At 74.8% G+C, this 19,674-nt stretch carries 15 protein-coding genes; 5 read left to right on the forward strand and 10 right to left on the reverse strand.

From position 1 onward, the window contains the following. Window positions 1–49: 49 nt before the first annotated feature. Together ACIBG4_RS07080 and ACIBG4_RS07085 are read right to left on the reverse strand one after the other, a co-directional pair. A complete protein-coding gene (locus ACIBG4_RS07080; protein WP_397201046.1) occupies window positions 50–1,690 on the reverse strand; it encodes a glycerol-3-phosphate dehydrogenase/oxidase in 1,641 nt (546 codons plus the stop codon). Next, window positions 1,665–2,219, reverse strand: a complete 555-nt coding sequence (locus ACIBG4_RS07085; protein ID WP_397201047.1) for a TetR/AcrR family transcriptional regulator — start codon at window positions 2,217–2,219, stop codon at window positions 1,665–1,667. Before ACIBG4_RS07085 ends, ACIBG4_RS07080 begins: the two co-directional genes overlap by 26 nt. A gap of 16 nt (window positions 2,220–2,235) precedes the next feature. Between ACIBG4_RS07085 and ACIBG4_RS07090 the strand changes: the two genes are divergently transcribed. Further along, window positions 2,236–3,927 (forward strand): FAD-binding oxidoreductase, encoded by a 1,692-nt coding sequence (locus tag ACIBG4_RS07090; protein ID WP_397201048.1) that lies wholly within the window; start codon window positions 2,236–2,238, stop codon window positions 3,925–3,927. 40 nt (window positions 3,928–3,967) lie between these two features. On the opposite strand, the gene ACIBG4_RS07095 is transcribed toward ACIBG4_RS07090, so the two are convergent. After that, window positions 3,968–4,381, reverse strand: coding sequence for a hypothetical protein (locus ACIBG4_RS07095; RefSeq protein WP_397201049.1), 414 nt, complete (start codon window positions 4,379–4,381; stop codon window positions 3,968–3,970). A 121-nt stretch (window positions 4,382–4,502) separates the two neighbouring features. Between ACIBG4_RS07095 and ACIBG4_RS07100 the strand changes: the two genes are divergently transcribed. Continuing rightward, window positions 4,503–6,011: a metallophosphoesterase family protein gene (locus ACIBG4_RS07100; protein ID WP_397201050.1), complete on the forward strand. Its 1,509-nt coding sequence runs from the start codon at window positions 4,503–4,505 to the stop codon at window positions 6,009–6,011. Here the strand turns inward: ACIBG4_RS07100 and ACIBG4_RS07105 are convergent. Continuing rightward, a complete protein-coding gene (locus ACIBG4_RS07105; RefSeq protein ID WP_397201051.1) occupies window positions 5,923–7,251 on the reverse strand; it encodes an RNA-guided endonuclease InsQ/TnpB family protein in 1,329 nt (442 codons plus the stop codon). The genes ACIBG4_RS07100 and ACIBG4_RS07105 overlap by 89 nt on opposite strands. A 217-nt stretch (window positions 7,252–7,468) precedes the next feature. On the opposite strand from ACIBG4_RS07105, the gene ACIBG4_RS07110 reads away from it, so the two are divergent. After that, a complete protein-coding gene (locus ACIBG4_RS07110) occupies window positions 7,469–9,004 on the forward strand; it encodes a bifunctional 3'-5' exonuclease/DNA polymerase (RefSeq protein ID WP_397201052.1) in 1,536 nt (511 codons plus the stop codon). 54 nt (window positions 9,005–9,058) lie between these two features. Here the strand turns inward: ACIBG4_RS07110 and ACIBG4_RS07115 are convergent, their stop codons facing one another. From ACIBG4_RS07115 to ACIBG4_RS07140, 6 genes are all read right to left on the reverse strand, one after another. Further along, window positions 9,059–10,363: an MFS transporter gene (locus ACIBG4_RS07115; protein WP_397201053.1), complete on the reverse strand. Its 1,305-nt coding sequence runs from the start codon at window positions 10,361–10,363 to the stop codon at window positions 9,059–9,061. Window positions 10,364–10,446: 83 nt separating this feature from the next. Beyond that, window positions 10,447–11,274 carry an MOSC domain-containing protein gene (locus tag ACIBG4_RS07120; protein WP_397201054.1) on the reverse strand — a complete coding sequence of 276 codons (828 nt, stop codon included), beginning with the start codon at window positions 11,272–11,274 and terminating at the stop codon, window positions 10,447–10,449. A 98-nt stretch (window positions 11,275–11,372) separates the two neighbouring features. Beyond that, window positions 11,373–13,607 (reverse strand): protein kinase, encoded by a 2,235-nt coding sequence (locus ACIBG4_RS07125; RefSeq protein ID WP_397201055.1) that lies wholly within the window; start codon window positions 13,605–13,607, stop codon window positions 11,373–11,375. Between the two features lie 206 nt (window positions 13,608–13,813). Beyond that, window positions 13,814–15,211 carry a DUF1116 domain-containing protein gene (locus ACIBG4_RS07130; RefSeq protein ID WP_355453945.1) on the reverse strand — a complete coding sequence of 466 codons (1,398 nt, stop codon included), beginning with the start codon at window positions 15,209–15,211 and terminating at the stop codon, window positions 13,814–13,816. Next, window positions 15,208–16,689, reverse strand: a complete 1,482-nt coding sequence (locus ACIBG4_RS07135) for an FdrA family protein (protein ID WP_397201056.1) — start codon at window positions 16,687–16,689, stop codon at window positions 15,208–15,210. Before ACIBG4_RS07135 ends, ACIBG4_RS07130 begins: the two co-directional genes overlap by 4 nt. Further along, window positions 16,689–17,570, reverse strand: a complete 882-nt coding sequence (locus ACIBG4_RS07140; protein WP_397201057.1) for a DUF2877 domain-containing protein — start codon at window positions 17,568–17,570, stop codon at window positions 16,689–16,691. Before ACIBG4_RS07140 ends, ACIBG4_RS07135 begins: the two co-directional genes overlap by 1 nt. A gap of 131 nt (window positions 17,571–17,701) precedes the next feature. Here ACIBG4_RS07140 and ACIBG4_RS07145 point away from each other — a divergent pair, with 131 nt between their 5' ends. Then, complete coding sequence (locus ACIBG4_RS07145; RefSeq protein WP_397201058.1) at window positions 17,702–19,333, forward strand: PucR family transcriptional regulator; 1,632 nt, start codon at window positions 17,702–17,704, stop codon at window positions 19,331–19,333. A 21-nt stretch (window positions 19,334–19,354) separates the two neighbouring features. After that, entirely contained in the window at window positions 19,355–19,558 is a 204-nt protein-coding gene (locus ACIBG4_RS07150; RefSeq protein WP_310716916.1) for an RNA-binding S4 domain-containing protein, read from the forward strand. The last annotated feature ends 116 nt before the right edge of the window (window positions 19,559–19,674 follow it).

Below are 19,674 nucleotides of genomic sequence, written 5' to 3' on the forward strand. Positions count from 1 at the left end.
ACGTGTCGCCCCGCTCGTGTCGGGCCATCCCCGGGGAGGCTGCGGGCGGTCACGGGGTGTCCGGCGCCCCGGTGGCGTCCCCGGCGGCCTCCAGGGTGGCGGCGGCGCGGGCCAGCATGGCGCGGGCGGCGGGCAGGGCGGCGGCACGGTCGGCCGGGACCAGGCCGATGCGGGTGCGCCGGTCCAGCAGGTCCCCCTCGTCGAGGGCGCCCTCGTGCAGCGCCGACCAGAGCAGCTCGCCCGCCGTGACGCCCGGCCCGACCTCCTCCGGGTGGGCGCGGGCGTACGGCAGCACGGCCGCCGCCTCGCCGCCGTAGCGCTCCACCAGCCGCGCCGGAAGCTGTTCCGGGTCCTGGCCCGCGCCCCGGTCCGCGTCTGCGCGCCCGGGTCCGCCCGCCGTGCCCGGCGCGGCCGGTGTGCCCGCCGCCGGGTTCGCGCCCACGAGCGGCAGGCGGGCCGTGCGGCAGGGCCCCGCGTCCAGCCCCGCGACGGACACCGCCCGGTCCACGGCGTCCTCGGCCATCCGGCGGTACGTGGTCAGCTTGCCGCCCACGACGGTGACCACCGCGTCGCCACGCCAGCCTCTCCTGCCCCTCTCGCCCCCCAGCACGGCGTGCCGGCGCGACAGGTCGGCCGTGCCGCCTTCGCCCGCCAGGAGCGGCCTGAGGCCCGCGTAGGCGCCCGCCACGGCCTCCCGGGGCAGCCGGACGTCCAGAACCGCGTTGAGGAGACCGAGCAGCGTCGTGACGTCCTCCTCTGGCGCCTCCGGCACGTCCGGAACGGGGCCGTCCACGGGCTCGTCCGTGAGCCCCAGGTACGCGCGCCCGTCGGGCTGGGGGAGCAGCAGCGCGAACCGGTTGCCGGCGCCCGGGACCGGCAGGTGCAGCCCCGCCGTGAGCCCCGGCAGCGTCCCCGGCGCGAACACCAGATGCGTCCCCCGCGACGGCCGCAGCCGCACGCGCGGGTCCAGCCCGCCCGCCCACACGCCCGTCGCGTTGATCACGGCCCTGGCGCGGATCTCGAACTCCTCGCCGGTCAGCTCGTCCCGCGCCCGCGCTCCGCGGCCCGTCAGCTCCAGGACGCGGCAGCGGGTCAGGATCCGGGCGCCGTGCGCGGCGGCCGTGCGCGCGAGGGCCACCACCAGGCGGGCGTCGTCGAGCAGCCGCCCGTCCCACGACAGCAGCCCGCCGCGCAGGCCCTGCGGGCGCAGGAACGGCGCGAGCCGGCGCGTCCGCCGCGCGTCCAGGCGCGACGGGCCGGGCAGCAGCGGCCGGGGCGTGCGGGCGGCGGTCCGCAGCCCGTCGCCGAGCCGGTAGCCCGCCATCACGGCCGCCTCCCGGGCCCGCGAGACGTCGCGGGTCAGGGGCAGCACGTACGGGTGCGCGCGCACCAGGTGCGGCGCCGTGTGCAGCAGCAGGACGCCGCGCTCCACGGCGCTCTCGTAGGCGATGCCCACCTCGCCCCTCGCCAGGTAGCGCAGCCCGCCGTGGACCAGCTTGGAGCTCCACCGGGACGTCCCGAACGCCAGGTCGTGCGCGTCGGCCGCCGCCACCGTCAGGCCCCGGGAGGCGGCGTCCAGGGCCGCGCCCGCGCCCGTGGCGCCGAGCCCCACCACGAGCACGTCCACCGTCTCCCCGGCGGTCCGCGCCAGCTCCCGGCTTCTCCTACGGGCGTTGAGCGAGCTGTCCAAGGTATCCCTCCAGCAGGGTCGCGAGCTCGGCGTCGAGGTCGTCCAGGGTCACAGTGTCACTGTCCGCCCCTTCGGGGCCGGGGCCGGTCATGGCGGGCGCGGAGATCAGGAACGACTGGGCGACCAGCAGGACCGCCCGCGCCGCGCGCGGGTCGCCGGTGACGCGTTCGAGCACGGCGAGGACGGCGTCGTGGGTGGCCCCCCTGCGCTGCAGCAGGTACGGCAGGAGCAGCTCGGGGTCGGCCTCGACGATCTTGACCCAGAGCGGGTGGGCGCGCAGCCGCCGCACCCCCTCCACCACGGCCGCCACCGGGTCGGACAGGTCCAGGTCCTCCACCGCCCGCAGCCACTCGCGCGTCATCAGGTCGGCCACCAGCGACCGCACGTCCGGCCAGCGCCGGTAGAGCGTCATGCGCGAGACGCCGGCCCGGCGGGCGACGTCGGTGAGCGTGGTGCGCCGTACCCCGTAGGCCAGCACGCAGTCATGCGCCGCGTCCAGAACGCCGTCATTGTGACGGATCAACGTCATGTGTCACAGTGTAGACATGTCCGCTGAACCCATGCTCTGGTCCGGCTGGGGCGACCCCGCCCGCGCCCGCGAGCTTCCCGGCCCGGTCCGCGAGCTGCTGCGCGACCTGCTCGGCGTGCGCGGGCCCGCCGCCCCGGCCGTGCCGCTGGAGTCGGTGCGGCTGCCCGGCGTCGCCCTCGACGGCCGCCTGCTGGAGGCGCTGGCCGGGATCACCGGCGCCGCGCACGTCCACACCTCCCCCGAGGAGCGGGTCCGGCACACGCGCGGCAAGTCGACGCCCGACCTGCTGCGCATGCGCGCCGGCGACGCCCTCGACGCGCCCGACGCCGTCGTGCTGCCCGGCTCGCACACCGAGGTGGCCGAACTGCTGGAGCTGTGCTCGCGCGAGCGCGTCGCCGTCGTCCCCTTCGGCGGCGGCACCTCGGTCGTGGGCGGTCTCGCCGCCGACCGGCCCACGACCACGGAAGCCGACCGGCCCACGACCGCGGAAGCCGGCCGGCCCACGACCGCGGAAGCCGGCCGGCCCACGACCGCGGAAGCCGGCCCGCCCGGGAACGGGGCCGGCGGGCGGGCGGCGTTCGCGGGCGTGGTGGCGCTGGACCTGGGGCGGCTGGACCGGCTCGTGGGCCTCGACCTGGAGTCGCGGGTGGCCGAGCTGGAGCCCGGGCTGCGGGCGCCGGAGGCCGAGCGGCTGCTCGCCGCGCACGGCATGACGCTCGGCCACTTCCCCCAGTCGTTCGAGTACGCCACGCTCGGCGGCTTCGCGGCGGCCCGGTCCAGCGGGCAGGCGTCCGCCGGATACGGCCGCTTCGACGACATGGTGGCCGGGCTGACCGTGGCCACCCCCGTCGGCACACTGGAGCTCGGCCGGGCGCCCCGCTCCGCGGCGGGGCCGGACCTGCGGCAGCTCGTCCTCGGCTCCGAGGGCGCGTTCGGCGTCATCACCTCGCTGCGCCTGCGGGTACGGCCCGCGCCCGCCGAGAAGGTCTACGAGGGCTGGCGCTTCCCGTCGTTCCGTGAGGGCGCCGCCGCGCTGCGCGCGCTCGCCCAGGACGGGCCGCTGCCCACGGTGCTGCGGCTGTCGGACGAGACCGAGACCATGGTCGGCCTGGCCCGGCCGGACGCGCTGGGCGGAGGCGGGCCGGGCTGCCTGGTGATCGCCGGCTACGAGGGCGCGTCCGTGGCCGCCGTCCGGGCGGGGGCGGGGGCGGTGCTCGCGCGGCACGGCGGCGAGCCCCTCGGCGAGGAGCCGGGGCAGGCGTGGGAGCGGGGCCGGTACTCGGCGCCGTACCTGCGTGACTCGCTGCTGGCCGCCGGCGCGACCGTGGAGACGCTGGAGACGGCCTGCTTCTGGTCGGGGCTGCCCCGCCTGTACGACGCGGTGCGGCTGGCGCTGCTCGGCGCGCTCGGGTCGCCGCTGGTGATGTGCCACATCTCCCACGTGTACGAGACCGGCGCGTCGCTGTACTTCACCGTGGTGACCGCCCAGCACGGCGACCCGGTGGAGCAGTGGGCCACGGCCAAGCGGGCCACCCTGGAGGCGATCGCCGGGGCGGGCGGGACCGTGTCGCACCACCACGGCGTCGGCCGCGACCACCTGGAGGCGTACACGCGGGAGCTGGGGCCGGTGGGCGTCGAGGTGCTGCGGGCCGTCAAGGCGCGGCTGGACCCGGAGGGAGTGCTCAACCCCGGCGCGCTGGTGCCCTGACCGGCCTTCCGGCGGGCGTCTCGCGGGGGAGCGGGCGGGCTCAGGGGGGCGGGTCGATGGCGGCCTCGGCCTCCCGCGCCGTGGCCGCGGCCTCGCCGTACCGGTGCAGCGCCTCGTACGTCTCCGTCAGGGTCCCCAGGCACATCACCAGCGCCGGGCCGCCCAGCGAGCGGGCCAGCGCGGCGGCCTCCAGCGCGTACGGCAGCGCCTCCCCGGGCCGCCCGCGCCCGAGCATCACCCGGGCCGCCGAACGCAGCGAGCGGACCAGCAGCGCCGTGTGCGCGGCCGGGTCCGCGGCGGCCAGCGCGCGGCTGCGCATGACCGCCTCCACGACACAGCGGACCCGCCCCCGGCTCCACCGCCACCGCATGTGCGCCAACGCCAGCAGCCCTTCGACGGCGGCCACCTCCGAGGTGTCCCGCCGGGTCGTATCGTCCGGACCGTTCCGGGCCATGGCAGCCCCTCCCGCGGCCGACAACCGCTTGCTTGGGGCGTGAGGCTACACATGGGAACCTTCCGTGTCGAGAGCGGCACGGAGCGTTCGGGATGCGCGCCGGAAAGATCACGGTAAAGATATGGTCATGGTGGAAGCGGCGGCCGAACGCGGAAAGCAGCTCTCGTCCCGGGTGTCCGAAGAAGGGGCAGGCTGGGCCTGTTCCCGGATCGGCACGTTCGACCGGCTGCGGCCCAAGCGGAAGGGCTTCACCTGGCTGGACCCGCGCACACTGTGGCGCTCGCGCAACGAGATCCTGGCCGGACTGTTCGGCGATCCGTCGCCCGAGATCCGGGAGCGCTGGGTCACCGGCCGGCTCGACCAGGGCGCCGACCCCGGCTTCCGCGTCCGCCCCGGCCTGGGCCCCACCTTCGACTTCATCCTGCTCGGCGACACCGGCGAGGGCGACGCCTCGCAGTACGCGGTCGTGCCCGGCCTGCTGCGGATGGGGCAGGGGACGTCGTTCGCGGTGGTGGCCAGCGACGTCATCTACCCGGCCGGATCGGGCAACGAGTACAGGGACAAGTTCTTCCGCCCGTACCAGGACTACGACGCCCCCATCTACGCGATCCCCGGCAACCACGACTGGTACGACGGGCTCGGCGGCTTCATGCGGGTCTTCTGCGACGCGCCGCCGCTCAAGCCCGGCCCGGCCGGCGGAGGGCTGCGCGGGCTCCTCTGGCGCAGGCCCGAGACCATCGACGAGTCCCGCCTGGCCGAGGCCCGCAAGCTGCGCTCGCGCCCCTCCCAGCAGGCCGCCGGCCCGGCCGCCCAGCCCGGCCCGTACTGGGCGATCGAGAGCGAGAGCCTGCTCGTCGTCGGCGTCGACACCGGCATCAGGGGCGCCATCGACCGGCGGCAGACCGCCTGGTTACGCGAGGTGTCCCTGGACCCCCGGCCCAAGATCCTCGTCACCGGCAAGCCGATCTACACCCGTAACGAGTACAAACCCTCACCGCTGGAGGACGGCGGCACGATCGACGACATCGTCCGCGACCCCCGCCACCGCTACGTGGCCGCCATCGGCGGCGACGTGCACAACTACCAGCGCTACCCCGTCCGGGTGGGCGACCGGGTCATCCAGTACGTCGTGTCCGGCGGCGGGGGCGCGTTCATGCACGCCACCCACACCATCGGCCGGGTGGACGTCGCCGCCGTCCACGAGGACGACTTCAAGTGCTACCCGCTGCGCGGCGACTCCCTGTCGTTCTACAGCCAGCTCTACGCCAGGCGGCTGCGCATGAAGTGGCTCTACCTCACGCCGGCCGAGGCGGCCTGCGTCATGTCCGAGCGCATCGGCAACACCCCGGTGCGGCCCATCGAGTCGCCGGTGCGGATCACGCCGCGCGTCAAGTGGGCGGCGCGGCTGCTCGGGTCCTGGCCGTGGCCGCTGCGGCTGCCGGTCGGCCGGGTCTTCCACCGCTACCTGTCGGAGCTGTCCGACTGGGACACGCCCCCGTTCTTCAAGCAGTTCCTGCACATGTCGGTCACGCCGGACACGCTCACCCTCCGCTGCTTCGCCGCCACCGGCTGCCTGGACCAGGAACTGGAGCCACCCCTGGAGGACGAGGTGCGGATCGCTTTGTCTTGACGTGCTCCCCGCACGGAAGTGCGGGGACTTTCGTCCGTGCCGTTGGTGAGGCACCCCGAAGGCTTCCTGTTTCATCGACCAGTGCCTCCGCGAGCGGTGGTCTCACCCGGTCTCCACAGGCGTTTGATCTGTCCGCCCGTCCGGCGGCCAGGATGTTCTTCGCCGCATTGACGTCGCGGTCATGGACGGCCCCACATGGGCATTTCCAAGACCGGACGTTGAGGGGCAGGGACTTGGTCAGAGCCCCGCAGACCCCACACAGCTTCGATGAGGGCCACCAGCGGTCGATCTTGGCGAAGTGCCGCCCGTATCGTTCTGCCTTGTAGGCGAGCATCGCCGTGAAAAGCGACCATCCAGCGTCATGAACGCTTTTCGCCAGCTTGGTGCGTCCCAGGCCGGACACGCACAGGTTCTCCACGTAGACCGCTTGGTTGTCGCGGATGATCTGCGTGGAGAGCTTATGCGCCCAGTCGCGGCGAGCGTCGGCCACCCGCACATGGGCACGCGCGACCTTGGTGACTGCTTTTCTCCTGTTCGCCGACCCTCGCGTCTTGCGCGAGAGTGCTCTCCGCGCCTTGCTCAGCCGGCGCTCAGCGTGGCGCAGGAATCGCGGATTAGCGATCTTGCGGCCGTCCGAGAGCACCGCGAAATGAGTCAAGCCCAGGTCGATGCCGACTTCGCGGGGCGACTCCGACAGCGGCGTGTCCGTCGTCGTCACCACGAACGAGGCGAAATATCGTCCTGCCGCGTCTTTGATCACCGTGACACTTGACGGCGCCGAGGGCAGAGACCGCGACCAGCGGACATCCATATCCCCGATCTTGGGCAGGCGCAGTTTCCCGCTCGCCGTGATACGGAAGGGGGCGTTCCTGGTGAAGCGGATCGTCTGGCGGCTGTCCTTTCGCGAACGCAACCGGGGAGGCGAGACCTTCGGCCCCTTGCGGCGGCCAGTAATTGAGGAGAAGAAGTTGCGATAGGCGCAGTTGAGGTCTGCCAGCGCCTGCTGGAGCACCACCGCCGACACCTCGCCAAGCCACGCCCGCTCCGGCCTCCTTTTGGCCTGTGTGATGATCTGCTTCGACAGGTCTCCGTCCGAGATGTATGGCAAGCCGCCCGCGTGTGCTTCGCTCCGGACGCGCAGCCCGTCGTTGAACACCGTTCGCGCGCACCCGAATGCCCTGGCCAGCGCGGTGCGCTGAGCGGCGCTCGGGTAGATCCGGTACCGGTAACGAAGCTGCACGAGGTCAAAGGTGCCATGAGCGCGCGCTGAATGTACGGGTGTTCGATGACTCCGGACCCTGGGCCCCAGCAGGCGCATCAGCGGACCGAACGGGCGGGTCAGGCTTCATCTGCGCCAGGCGGCACTCTTTTGACCATGGCCGGGCGTTCTGCTTGTCGTAGGCGCCTGGCACGCTGGGGGCGTGTACGTGGTGGTTGCGGGGGAGACGGTGCTCCCCGTGGGGTCTTCCGATCGGCCGGGCTCCTCCGGTGATCTCGCGGGGACCGTGCGGGAGCTGGAGGGGGAGCGGCCCCGCTGGGTGTGGGCCGACGCCCGGGAGGACTACCCGCCGCTGCTGCGCGCCGGCGTGCGCGTCTCCCGCTGCCACGACCTCGCCCTCACCGAGGGGCTGCTGCTGGGCTTCGAGGGGCGCCACGGCGAGCCGCGCTCCGCCCGCGCCGCCCACGCCCGCCTGCACGGTCTTCCGGTGCCCGAGGAGCGGCCGAGCGAGCCCGACACCCTGTTCGCGCCCGAGCCGCTGGGCGCCGACGCCCTCGCCGAGGTGCTGGCCGACCAGCTGCGCCGCATCGAGGCGCTGCCCGACCCCGGCCGCTTCAGGCTGCTGGTCGCCGCCGAGTCGGCGGGCGCGCTCATCGCCGCGGAGATGGGCCACGACGGCATGCCGTGGCGGCGCGACGTGCACGACGCGCTGCTGACCGACCTGCTCGGGCCGAGACCCGTCCACGGGATGCGGCCCGCCCGGCTCCAGACGCTGGCCGACGAGGTGTCGGCGGCGTTCGGCCACCCGGTCAACCCCGACTCGGTGCAGCAGCTGGTCAAGGCGTTCAAGGGGGCGGGCGTGGCGCTGAAGAGCACCCGCTCCTGGGAGCTCAAGCAGGTCGACCATCCCGCCGTCGCGCCGCTGCTCGCCTACAAGGAGCTGGCCCGCCTGCACAGCTTCCACGGCTGGACGTGGGCCGACCAGTGGGTGCGCGACGGGCGGTTCCGTGCCGAGTACGTGGTGGGCGGCGTGGTGTCCGGGCGGTGGGCCACCTCGGGCGGCGGGGCGCTGCAGATCCCCAAGGTGATGCGGCGGGTGGTCGTGGCCGACGAGGGGTGGACCCTGGTCGTGGCCGACGCCGCCCAGCTGGAGCCGCGGGTGCTCGCCGCGATGGCCGGCGACGTGGGGCTCGCCAGGGCGGCGGGCGAGATCGACCTGTACTCCGCGCTGGCCCAGGCGTTCGGCGGTGACCGCGGCCACGCCAAGATCGCGATGCTGTCCGCGATGTACGGCGGCACCAGCGGCGACGCCCCCAAGCTGCTCGCCATGATGCGCCAGCGCTTCCCCCACGCCTACCAGTTCGTCGAGGACGCCGCCAAGGCGGGCGAGGAGGGGCGGCTGGTGCGCTCCTGGCTGGGCCGCACCTGCCCGCCCCCGTCGGAGCGCTGGCGCGGGCTCGTCTCGGGCCCCGAGGGCGGCCGGGCCACGCGCGACCGCGGCCGGTTCACCCGCAACTTCGTGGTCCAGGCCACGGCCGCCGAGTGGGCGCTCGCGCTCATGGCGGTGCTGCGCGGGCTGCTGCCGGACCCGGCCAGGCTGGTGTTCTTCCAGCACGACGAGGTGATGGTGCACTGCCCCCTGGAGCAGGCCCAAGAGGTGATCGACGCGGTGGCCGCGGCGGCGGCGGAGGCGACGCGGCTGGTGTTCGGCCGCACGCCGGTGCGCTTCCCGATGGAGGCGGTGGCGGTCACGTCCTACGCCGACGCCAAGTGACCCACCGGGTGTCTCCCTGAGTGGCGGGCTCCTCCCGCGCCGTCCTGCAGGGACTCAGCGGCCGCGGCCGTGGACGGCCGGCACCGGCTCGCCGCGGCGCGTCCGGGCGTGGGCGACGGCCAGCCACAGCGCCGCCAGCGTCACCATCACGCCCACCACCAGGCCGAGCATCCCGTACGACAGCCCGCCCACGATCGCGCCGGCCACGACCGTTCCGGTGGCGCCGCAGACGTTCATCAGCAGGTCCGACAGGCCCTGGACGGCGGGCCGGCGCTCCACCGGCACCGACTCGCTGAGCAGTGCCGACCCGGCGACCAGCCCGCACGACCAGCCCAGCCCGAGCAGGACCAGCGCGGTGGTGACCTGCCACACGCGGTGCCCGGCCGTGCCCGCCAGGGCCGCGGAGCTCAGCAGCAGCGACATGCCGAGCAGCAGCACCGGCACCTTGCCCGCCTTGTCGGACAGCCAGCCGACCACGGGTGACAGGACGTACATGCCGGCGATGTGCAGGCTGATCACCAGGCCGATGACGTCCAGGTTCGAGCCGTCGTGGTGCAGCTTGACCGGGGTCATCGACATCACCGAGACCATCGCGGTGTGGCTGACCGCGACCATGACGAGCGCCCGCCGGGCCATCGGGGTGGAGCGCAGCGTCTCCCAGGCGGGGCGGATCGTCCGCACGCGACCGGCGGGGACGGGGCGGGCGCCGTCGCGCTCGCGGGCCAGTTTGAGCGGGTCGGGACGCAGCCCGGCCACCACGATGACGAGCGCCAGCGCGAACGCGAGCGCCGCGAACGCGAACGGCCCGGCCTTCTCCGCCAGCCCCGCGTCGACGCCGATCTGGTCGGCGGGCCTGGCCAGGTTGGGGCCGGCGACGGAGCCGAACGTGGCCGCCCACACCACGAGCGACAGGTGCCGGGCGGCGTGCCCCTCGGGGGACAGGTCGGTCGCGGAGTAGCGGGCGGCCAGGTTGCCGGCGCTGCCGCCGCCGACGAGGACGAGCCCGGCGAGCAGGAGCGGCCAGTTGCGGATCGCGATGGCGGCGACGGACAGCACGCAGCCGGCGAGCGCGGCCACGTACGCCAGCGACAGGCCCGCCCGCCTCCCGCCGCGCGCGGCCGCCCTGGCCGCCGGCAGCGCCAGCAGCGCCGCGCCGAGCACGGTCGCGGTGCCCGCGAAGCCGCTGACGACCGTCGAGCCGGACAGCTCGTCCACCACCACCGAGCTCAGCGCCAGGCCGACCGCCACGCCCACGCCGCCGACGATCTGCGCGCCGGACAGGACGGCGAGGGTACGGCGCTGAATTCCGCGAATGTCGTCATGGGGGGAGATCGGGGATTGCGTGGGGGCGCTGCTCACCTGTGAAGTCTCCCATAGCCCACAAGATCCCCATAAAGAGGACAAGGCGCCTTTGCGGTGCGCAGCTCCAATGTCGGGAAAGGTCAGAGGAGGGTCACCGGATCGCCCTGGGCGAGGGTGCCGCGGTGGTCCGGGATGAGGTTGACGCCGAACCAGACCTTGCCGTCCCAGCGGCGGTGGCGGGCGAGGGTACGCGTGGGCTCCTTGCCCCGGACGAGCGTCACCGGGTCGATCGTCGTGAACACGCACCGGTCGCAGCCCTTGCTGACCCGGAAGTCGACCTCGCCGATCCGCACCCGCTTCCAGGTGTCCTCGGCGAACGGCTCGGGCACGCCGTCGATCACCACGTTCGGCCGGAAGCGGCGCATCGACAGCGGCGCCCGGGGCTCCTCGCCCCGCTCGGCGGCGGTCCGCGCGACCCAGTCGTTGAGCTGGTCGAGCGAGGCCGTGGTGGTGAGCAGCAGCGGGTAGGCGTCGGCCAGGCTCACACGGTCCTCGGCGCGGCCGTACAGGGGATCGACGGGACGGCGGGTGGGGTCGTCCTGCCAGGCCAGCCGGGCGGGCACCCCGATCAGCGCCGACAGCCACGCCGCCGCCTCGTCGCCGCAGTCGGACAGCTCCACGGGGATCTTCGCCATGACCACCCTGACGCGGCCGCCGGCCGCCCCGCGCGGCGGGACCACGCGCAGGGGCGGCGCGTGCGGCCCGGTCAGCGTGAGCGCGTCGGGGCCGAGCTCGGCCACGCAGGCGAGCAGCCGCTCGTGCACACGGCCCGTCAGGATCTCGCCGTCCTCGCCGACGACGAGGTAACGCCGGTCGCCGGCCAGCCCCCACGGCTCGACCTCGGCCCGCCGCACCTGGTGCCCGCCGGTGGACTTCACGGGGTAGAAATGGATGCTCGCCAGCCTCATGCGGTGACCGTACCGCACGGCCTGCGCCGTCCCGCCGGGCCGTCCGTGGGGGCCGTGCGTGGGGCCGTTGCGTGGGGCCGTTCGTGGTGGCCGGGAGGTCAGGACGTCGGGCGGAAGGTCTCCAGGAACACCTTGCGGGTCTGGGCCTGGTCGTCCCAGGTCAGCTCGGGCATGTCAAAGGTGATCTTGAACGCCGACTTGTCGTCGATCGTGACGTACCGGGTCAGCGCGTGCATCGGGACGCCGTTGGAGCGCGTGTACGTGTACTCCCAGTCCGCGGCCTTCCACGTGCGGAACTGCGTGGCCTGCAGCTGCACCTGGATGTAGCCTTCGACGCCGCCGTCCGACTCGGCCCGGCCCAGCTCGGCCAGGCCGCCGTCCGGCTGCGACGGCGCCGGCTCGATCACGATCCGCATGCCGGAGTCCTTCGGCCCCGCGAACGTCGTGCCGTCCCCGGACGTGGCCGGCTTCCACGCGGTGGGCACGGCCGCCTTGAACCCGGGCGGCGTGTGCTCCTTGTAGCCCTCCGGCACGGTCGCCGCCTGGAGCGGCGCCCCCGTGGCGGCGGGCTCCGAGGCGGCGCCCGGGGTCGCGGCCGAGGACCGGGTGCCCGCGGGCGAGTCCGTGCCGGAGCCCGGCGAGAGCACGAGGACGGCCGCCGTGACGGCGCCGGCGGCCGCGACGGCGGCCACGATGAGGCGGGGCGTCGGCCGTCCGCCCCGGACCCACGCGCCCTGGTCGGCCTCCGGCTGCCGCCTGCCCCTGGCCGGCCGCCGGCCGGTGCCGGGCACGGCGCTCGGGCGGCCGCGCGGTCCGCTGCCGGACGGGGTCCGCGAACCGCCGTCGGACGGGGCGCGCGAACCGCCGCGCGGCAGGCCGCCGGACGGGTCACGGGAGCCGCGGGCCACGGCGCCGGACAGGTCGCGGGAGTGGTCGCGCAGGTGGTCCTCCGACGCCAGCGGCCAGGGGGCGGCTCGGCTGTCGGTGGTCAGCGGCAGGATCGGCTGCGGTCCCGGCCGTGCGCCGGTGGCGGGGTGCGGTCCCGGCGGGTCGCCGAACAGGGCCGCGGCGTCCAGGCGCTCGTCGGTGCCGGCGGCGGCCTCCAGCCGCCTCGCCAGACCGGAGCGGCCCGCGCCCTCCCCGGCCTCGCCCGGCGCCGGAACCCCGGACCCGCGGGGACCGGTAGGACCGGCGGGAGCGCCGGGACCGTGGGGATCCGCGGCGGGCGGCCGGAGCGGCCCCGAGGCCGCACCGAAGGCGTCGAAGCCGCCGGCCGGGGCCGGCGACGGGAGCTGGTCGGTGCGGTGCGCCCCGGACGGGCTCGACAGCGGGTCGTGTCCCGCCGCGTACGGCCCCGCGGCGTCACCCAGGCCCGGGTCGTACGGCACGCGCACCGGCCCCGACGGCGTCTCGACGATCCGCGACGGCATCGGCCCGGACGGCGGGTCGAGCGGCGGCAGCAGCCCGGCCGGCGTCGGGTCGGCCTGCGTGGGCAGGGGCGAGGGTGTCTCCGGGTTGCGCGGCCGGGTGGAGCCGTGGGCCAGCAGGATGCGTTCGAGCACGTCGCCGACCTGCGCCGCGGTGAGGCGTTCGGCCGGGTCCTTGCGCAGCAGCCCCTCGATGACGGGCAGCAGCGCACCCGCGCGCTGCGGCCGGATCGGGTCCTGCGTCAGCACCGCGCCGAGCACGGCGATCGCGTCCGGCCCCTCGTACGGAGGACGCCCCTCGACGGCCGCGTACAGCGTCGCGCCGAACGACCACAGGTCGGCGGCGGCCGTGATGGGCTGCCCCGACAGCCGCTCCGGCGGCAGGTACGCGGGCGAGCCCATGAGCAGCCCGGTCTGGGTGATCGTGACGTCGCCCTCGATGGCGGCGATGCCGAAGTCGGTGAGCACCACCCGGTCGGCGGTGAGCAGCACGTTGCCCGGCTTGACGTCGCGGTGCAGGATCCCGGCGGCGTGGGCGTGACGCAGCGCGTCGAGCACCCGGATGCCGATCTCGGCCGCCTGCACCACCGGCAGCGGGCCGCTCTGCCGTACGGCCTGCTCCAGCGACCAGGCACGGAACAGCTCCATGACGATCCAGGGCCGGCCGCCCTCCTCCACCACGTCGTGGACGGTCACGATGCCGGGGTGCGTCAGCCGCGCGGCCGAGCGGGCCTCGCGCAGCATCCGCCGGTGCGCCACCTGGGTGCCCGCGTTGTCCAGCCCGAACGGCAGGATCAGCTCCTTGACCGCCACGTCCCGGTCGAGCAGGACGTCGTGGGCCTGCCACACCATCCCCATGCCGCCCCGGCCCACCGGCGACATCAGCCTGTAGCGCCGGCCGATCAAGCGACCCTGACTCCGCGACACGTCCCCCTGTGTGCCGGGCCCGCCGAGCAACCGGTCGGCTGCCATCTCCGCCCCCATCTTCCGCCCCATCGGTCACATTCGTCGCGCCGCGATTCCAGGTTATGAGGTTCGACACGATATAGGGACGCGATTCCGGAACGGAAGCAGCCATGAAATGCTGACAAATGGCATTACATGGGGAAATGTCACTGATCAAATGGATCAAGTGCTGAATCTGCGAGGGCGAGCAACGCGCTCGTGAACGCCTCCGCCGGCGGGCTGACCAGCCCCGCGCCGACCTGTCCGGTGCCCGCCACCCGCCCGGCGATGCCGGTGTTGACGACCGGCAGCAGCCCGGTCCGCGCCACCAGCGTCACGTCGATCCCGACCGGCGTCCCCCGGAAGCCGAGCGCCGGGATCTGGTACGCGGGGTGCTCGGCCAGCGTGATCTCGTACATGCCCCGGGTGGCCGCCACCGCGTCCGCCACCTCGCCGCCCACGAACCGCACGATGGCCGGGGCCGCCGCCATCGCGAACCCGCCCAGGCCCGACGTCTCCGTGATCGTGGAGTCGCCGATGTCGGGGTTCGCGTCCGCCGGTCCGTACGCGCCGAGGTAGAGACCGTCGGGCACCCCCGCCGGGCCCGTGAACCACCGGTCGCCCAGTCCCGACACCTGCACCCCGAAGTCGGTGCCGTTGCGGGCCATCGCCACGACCAGCGACGACCCCGGCACGTCGCGGGCCGCGTCCGTGGCGACCTTGGCGGCGGCCATGGCGGCGTTCAGGAAGAAGTGGTCGTTGCCCCCGACGAACCGCAGCACCTCGGCGGCGTGCCCCGGCGCCGCGTCCACCACGAACGGCGCCAGCTCCCGCAGCAGCAGCGACGTGGCCGCGCGGTTGCGGTTGTGCAGCTCGTCGCCCATCTGCAGCGCCTGCCCGATCAGCGCACGCAGATCGACGGGCCCGGCCAGCTCGACCGCCGCCGACAGGACCGGCCCCAGCACGTGGTCCATCCAGCCGAGCCGGTCGAGCACCTCCGGGCCGTACGCGCCGTAGCGCAGCACCCGGCCGAGCCCCTCGTTCAGGGAGCAGTACGCGACGCCGCCGTGGACGTCGTCCCGCACCTCGAACATCCACATCGACGGGCTCACCACGCCGGCCATCGGCCCGACGGTCCGGTGCCGGTGGCAGGGCTCCAGCCGTACCTTGCCCGACTCCAGCCGGGCGCGGGCGTCGTGCTCGTCGTGGGCGTACCCCTCCAGCAGCATCGCGCCGATCAGGGCGCCGCGCATCGGGCCGGACGCCCGCTCCCAGTCCAGGGGCGGTCCCGCGTGCAGGAACATCGGCTGCGGCAGGTCCAGCACCTCCGAGGCGCGCCGCACGCTCACCAGCAGCGGCCGGGCCGAGGTCAGCCGGGAGACGGCGCGCTCGTTGGCGGCGGGCCGGCGCGGGTCGGCCAGCACCCGCGCCAGCGCGCCGGCGGTGCCGGGCAGCGGGGGCCGCCAGTCCACGGGCGTGGTGGTCACGGCCTGCGCGTCCAGGGCCTCGCGCAGCAGGCTCGCGCCGGCCGTGATCACGTGGGGCGGGCCGGAGAGCAGCGTCATCGGAGGTCCCTCGCGTACCGTGCGGCCTGGGCGTTGGAGACGAAGACGGACGCGCCCGCGTCGCGGAACGCGGCCGCCTGCCGGTGCAGGCCCTGCGGGTCGCCCTCGGTGCCGACGAGCGCGACGACGACGGCGGAGGCGGGGCAGCGGGCGAGGGCCGGCGCCAGGGACGCGGCCGGGTCGGGGTCCGAGCCGTGGCCGAGGACGACGTCCAGGAGCGCCACGTCGCCAGGGCGCACGCGGGCGAGCGCCTCCAGCCGCAGCGCCGGGTCGATCATGGGGTGGGGGCGGCCCCGGGTGTAGGCGTCGTCACCGAAGTCGGTGAACTCCCCCCGGCCCGCGCTCGGGCCGTCCTGTGGCCCTTCGCCCCGGGGTGGGCCGCCCGCGATGGCGGCGGCCTCCGCGCAGAGGGTGCCGCCCGCGTACAGTCCCCTGACCACACGTGAGCCGGGAGCCGGGCGGGCGGGCGCGGGCCACGACGGCCAGGCGGGCACGGGCCTGCCGAGCGCGCGCAGCGCCCGCTCCGCCGCGTCGGTCAGGTCGCCGTGTCCGGGCAGCGCGGGCACGACCGGTGTCCGCAGCGTCTCCACCACATCCTGTAAGGCCCGCGCCACCTGCGGGTCCGGCGGCTTGGAGACGAGCACGATCAGCTCCGTGGCCGGGTCCTCGTCCAGCAGCCGCAGCGCCCGTACCGCCGACAGGCCGCCCACCTCGGCCGACAGGTCCCGGCCGCCGACGCCGAGCACGTGGCTGACACCGGTGCCGGCCAGGTCCAGCAGGGACGTCACCTGCTGCGCGCCCGTGCCGGACGCGGCGACCACGCCGACCGGGCCCGGCCGCAGGACGTTCGCGAATCCCAGGCCCACCCCGGCGATCACGGCGGTGCCGCAGTCGGGGCCCATGACGAGCACGCCGCGCTCGGCGGCCAGCCGCTTGAGCAGCACCTCCTGCCGTACGGGAACGCCGTCACTGAAGATCATCACGTCGAGGCCCGCCTCGACGGCGTCCAGGGCCTCCGGCAGCACGTGCTCACCCGGAACCGACACGAGCACCACCCCGGCGGACTCCCGCGCCCGCCCGGCGGCCGAGTGGGTGGTGCGCGGGGGCGGCACCTCTCCGTCCCCGCCGTACGAGGAGGTGCCGTACGAGGAGGTGCCGTACGAGGAGGTGCCGTACGAGGAGGCGCCGTACGTGGAGGCGCCGCGCGAGGAGGACAGGTCCGCCAGGAGGCGGTCGAGCTCCCGCTCCGCCAGCGCCACGTCCCGGCCGCGCAGCGCGACGAGCAGGTCGGACGGCCCGGCGGGGGGAGTGCTGAAACCGAGGTCGCGGGCCATGGCGAGGTTCAGCTCGGTGGCCATGGCGACCAGGGCGACCTCCATGCCGGGCAGCTCGGCCAGGGCTTTGCTGACCCGCATGAGCGCCACCGAATCGTGGTAGATCCCGGCGCGCACCACCGCCGCCTCACCGGTTCCCGCCATCACCCGGCACCGCCCGGACCGGCGGCGACGGGAGGGCGCGAGGCCAGGGCGAGGACGGCGTGGACGCCGATCGTGATCCCCTGGGCGAGGTCGGAGCCCGAGGTGTGGCCGAGGGCGTGCAGGCGGCGCACGGCCGGCTCCAGCGGGTGCCGTCCCACCAGCGCCCGCAGCACCGCGATCACCTCCGGGCACGCCTGTCCCCGCGCCGCGCAGTGCAGCAGCGTGGCCGACAGGGGCGTGGTGCGCGTCCGGGCGTCGTACGTGACCGTGGCCGCGAGCCGGTCCGCCAGCCACACCGCCCGGGCGGCGCCCGTGGCCGCGCCGAGGAGCCGCAGCGCCACCAGCAGCCCGGCGAGCACGTCGTCCCCGCTCGGAGTGAGCCCGGGGCCGAGTCCGACGAGCCGCTCGGCGGCCGTCAGCACGTCCGTCAGCCTCCCGCTCGCGCATCCGGACGCCAGCAGCTCCACGGCGTCCTCGCCGGCCAGCGCCGGTTCGCCCGGTGTCAGCCCGGCCGCCGTGTCGCGCAGCCGTGCCGGGTCCGCCTCGCCGAGCGGCGGGGCCGGGTCCCACCAGCGGGACGCGCGCAGGCTCAACCGGCCCAGCAGCACCGCCCCGTCGCCCACCGACGCGTCGTCACCCACCGTGAGGCGCGGCGGCTCGCCCGCCAGCAGCACCGCGTTGGGCAGCCGGGTCGCGCCGATGCCGAGCACCGCGATGACCGACGGCTCCCGGTCCGTCCTGACCTGAAGGTAGGTCCCGGCCGGGAAGGCAGCGAGGACGCGCGCCGGGCGTCGCGGCGCGTCGAGCAGCGGCCGGACCGCCGTACTCGCGGCCCCGGTCGCGTGGACGCGCGGCCGTCTCGCGCGGGTACCGATGGTCACCGGACCTCCTCCCCGACCTTGGGCCTTGACGGTAGAACGGCCGTTCAATCACGCCGTACGGAGAAATTTGCCAACACTGCGCGGGAAGGTTGGCTCTTCCTGACAGACCGCTTCCGGGTGACAATCACCCCATGGAGCCCCCGGTTCGCCCGGCCAGCACGGGAACGATCATCCATGGCCTGTCCGTCGACGAGGTGCTCGGCGTCTCGACGCTCGCCCAGGCCCGGCTGATCGCGGGGGAGAGCGGCCTCGGACGCATCGTGCAGCGCCTGAACGTCATGGAGGTGCCCGACGTCCTGGCCTGGGTCAAGCCGCACGAGCTGCTGCTCACCACCGGCTACCCGCTGCGCAACACCCCCCAGTCGCTCGACCGGCTGGTCGCCGACCTCGACGAGCGGGGGCTGTCGGCGCTGGCCATCAAGCTCGGCCGGTACGTGGACGAGCTGCCGGACGAGATGGTGGAGCAGGCGGACCGGCTCGCTTTCCCGCTGATCCTGCTGCCGGACGACGTCGGCTTCGACGACATCCTCAACCAGGTGCTGACCGACATCCTCAACCGGCAGGCGGCCGTGCTCGCGCGGGGCGAGGAGGCGCACCGGGCGCTGGTCCAGGTGGTGCTGGCCGGCGGCGGGCTGGACGAGGTGACCGAGGGCGTGGCGGGGCTGCTGGACGTGGCCGTGGCCGCCGTGGACGGGACGGGTCGCGTCCTGGCGACGGCGGGGCCGCCGGACGACGTGGCAGTGCTGCGCGAGTCGATCGCCCGCGAGGGCCCCGCCGTCCCGGCCGCCGCTCCCCGGCCGGGCCCACCGCTGAGCAGCGGCGGGCGGGGACGGGACTTCGTGTCGGTGCCCGTCGTCGCCGGCGGCCACCACCACGGCCGGATCGTCGCCCACAGCCCGTCGAGCGCCATCCGCGACAGCGACGTCGGCATCCTGGAGCGCGCCGCCACCGTCGCCGCGCTCGTCGTCACCCGGCAGGAGGCCGTCACCGCCGTCGAGAGCAAGTACCGCGCCGACTTCCTGCGCGACGTCCTCACCGGCCGCGCCGGCTCCGCCGAGCGGGTGACCGCGCGCGCCCGGGCGTTCGGCTGGGAGCTCGAACGGCCGGTCACCGTGCTCGTCGCCGAGCTCGACCCCGACAGCGACGAGCGCACCGCCCAGGACCGCCTGGTCACGAGCTGGACCACGGCGACGCGCCGCCACGACCCGCGCGGCGCCGTCGCCGGTTTCTCGCACGAGGTGGTCGTCGTGCTCGACGCCGCGGTGGACGCCGCCAGGGTGGCCAAGGACGCGGCGTCCGCCTTCGCCGACACGCCTCCGGCCACGTTCTCCACCGGCACGTCACGGCCGTCGCCGGGCGTCGCGGCGCTGCCCGAGGCGTACACGCAGGCGCTCAAGGCGGCCCGCGTCGGCCGCCAGCTGCACGGGCCGGGCGCGGTCGCCCACTTCGACCAGCTCGGCGTCTACCGGCTGCTGTCGCTGGTGAAGGACACGGCGGAGCTGCACGCGTTCGTCCGCGAGACCCTGGGAGCGCTCGCCACCGACGACGACGCCGAGAACGCCGACCTGCGGCGCACGCTCCAGGTGCTCCTGGAGACCAACCTCAACGTGGCCGAGACGGCCCGGCGGCTGCACTTCCACTACAACACGCTGCGCTACCGCATCGGAAAGCTGGAGCGCCTGCTGGGCAACTTCACCGACGACCCCCACCTGCGGCTCAACCTGACGCTCGCTCTGCACGTCCTGCGGATGCGCGGCATCTAGCCGCGTCTAGGCTTGGGTGCCGTGGAATTCGAACTGCGCTCCGACTACATCCCGCTGTGCGACCTGCTGAAGTACTGCGGCGTCACCGAGACGGGCGGCATGGCCAAGCACCTCGTCGCCGAGGGCATGGTGCTGGTGGACGGCGAGGTGGAGCTGCGCAAGACCTGCAAGATCCGCTCGGGCCAGGTGGTGAGCGGCGAGGGCTTCACCATCCAGGTCCGCTGACCCGAACACCGTTCACGAAAAGTCACCACATCATTACCCGCTGTTGACTAGTGTCGCGCATGCGAGCGAAAAGAAACGACCCCCGGAGATCCGGGGGTCGTAGAGCCCGGGAACGT

The sequence above is a fragment of the Nonomuraea sp. NPDC050383 genome, from assembly GCF_044459125.1.
Lineage (GTDB): Bacteria > Actinomycetota > Actinomycetes > Streptosporangiales > Streptosporangiaceae > Nonomuraea.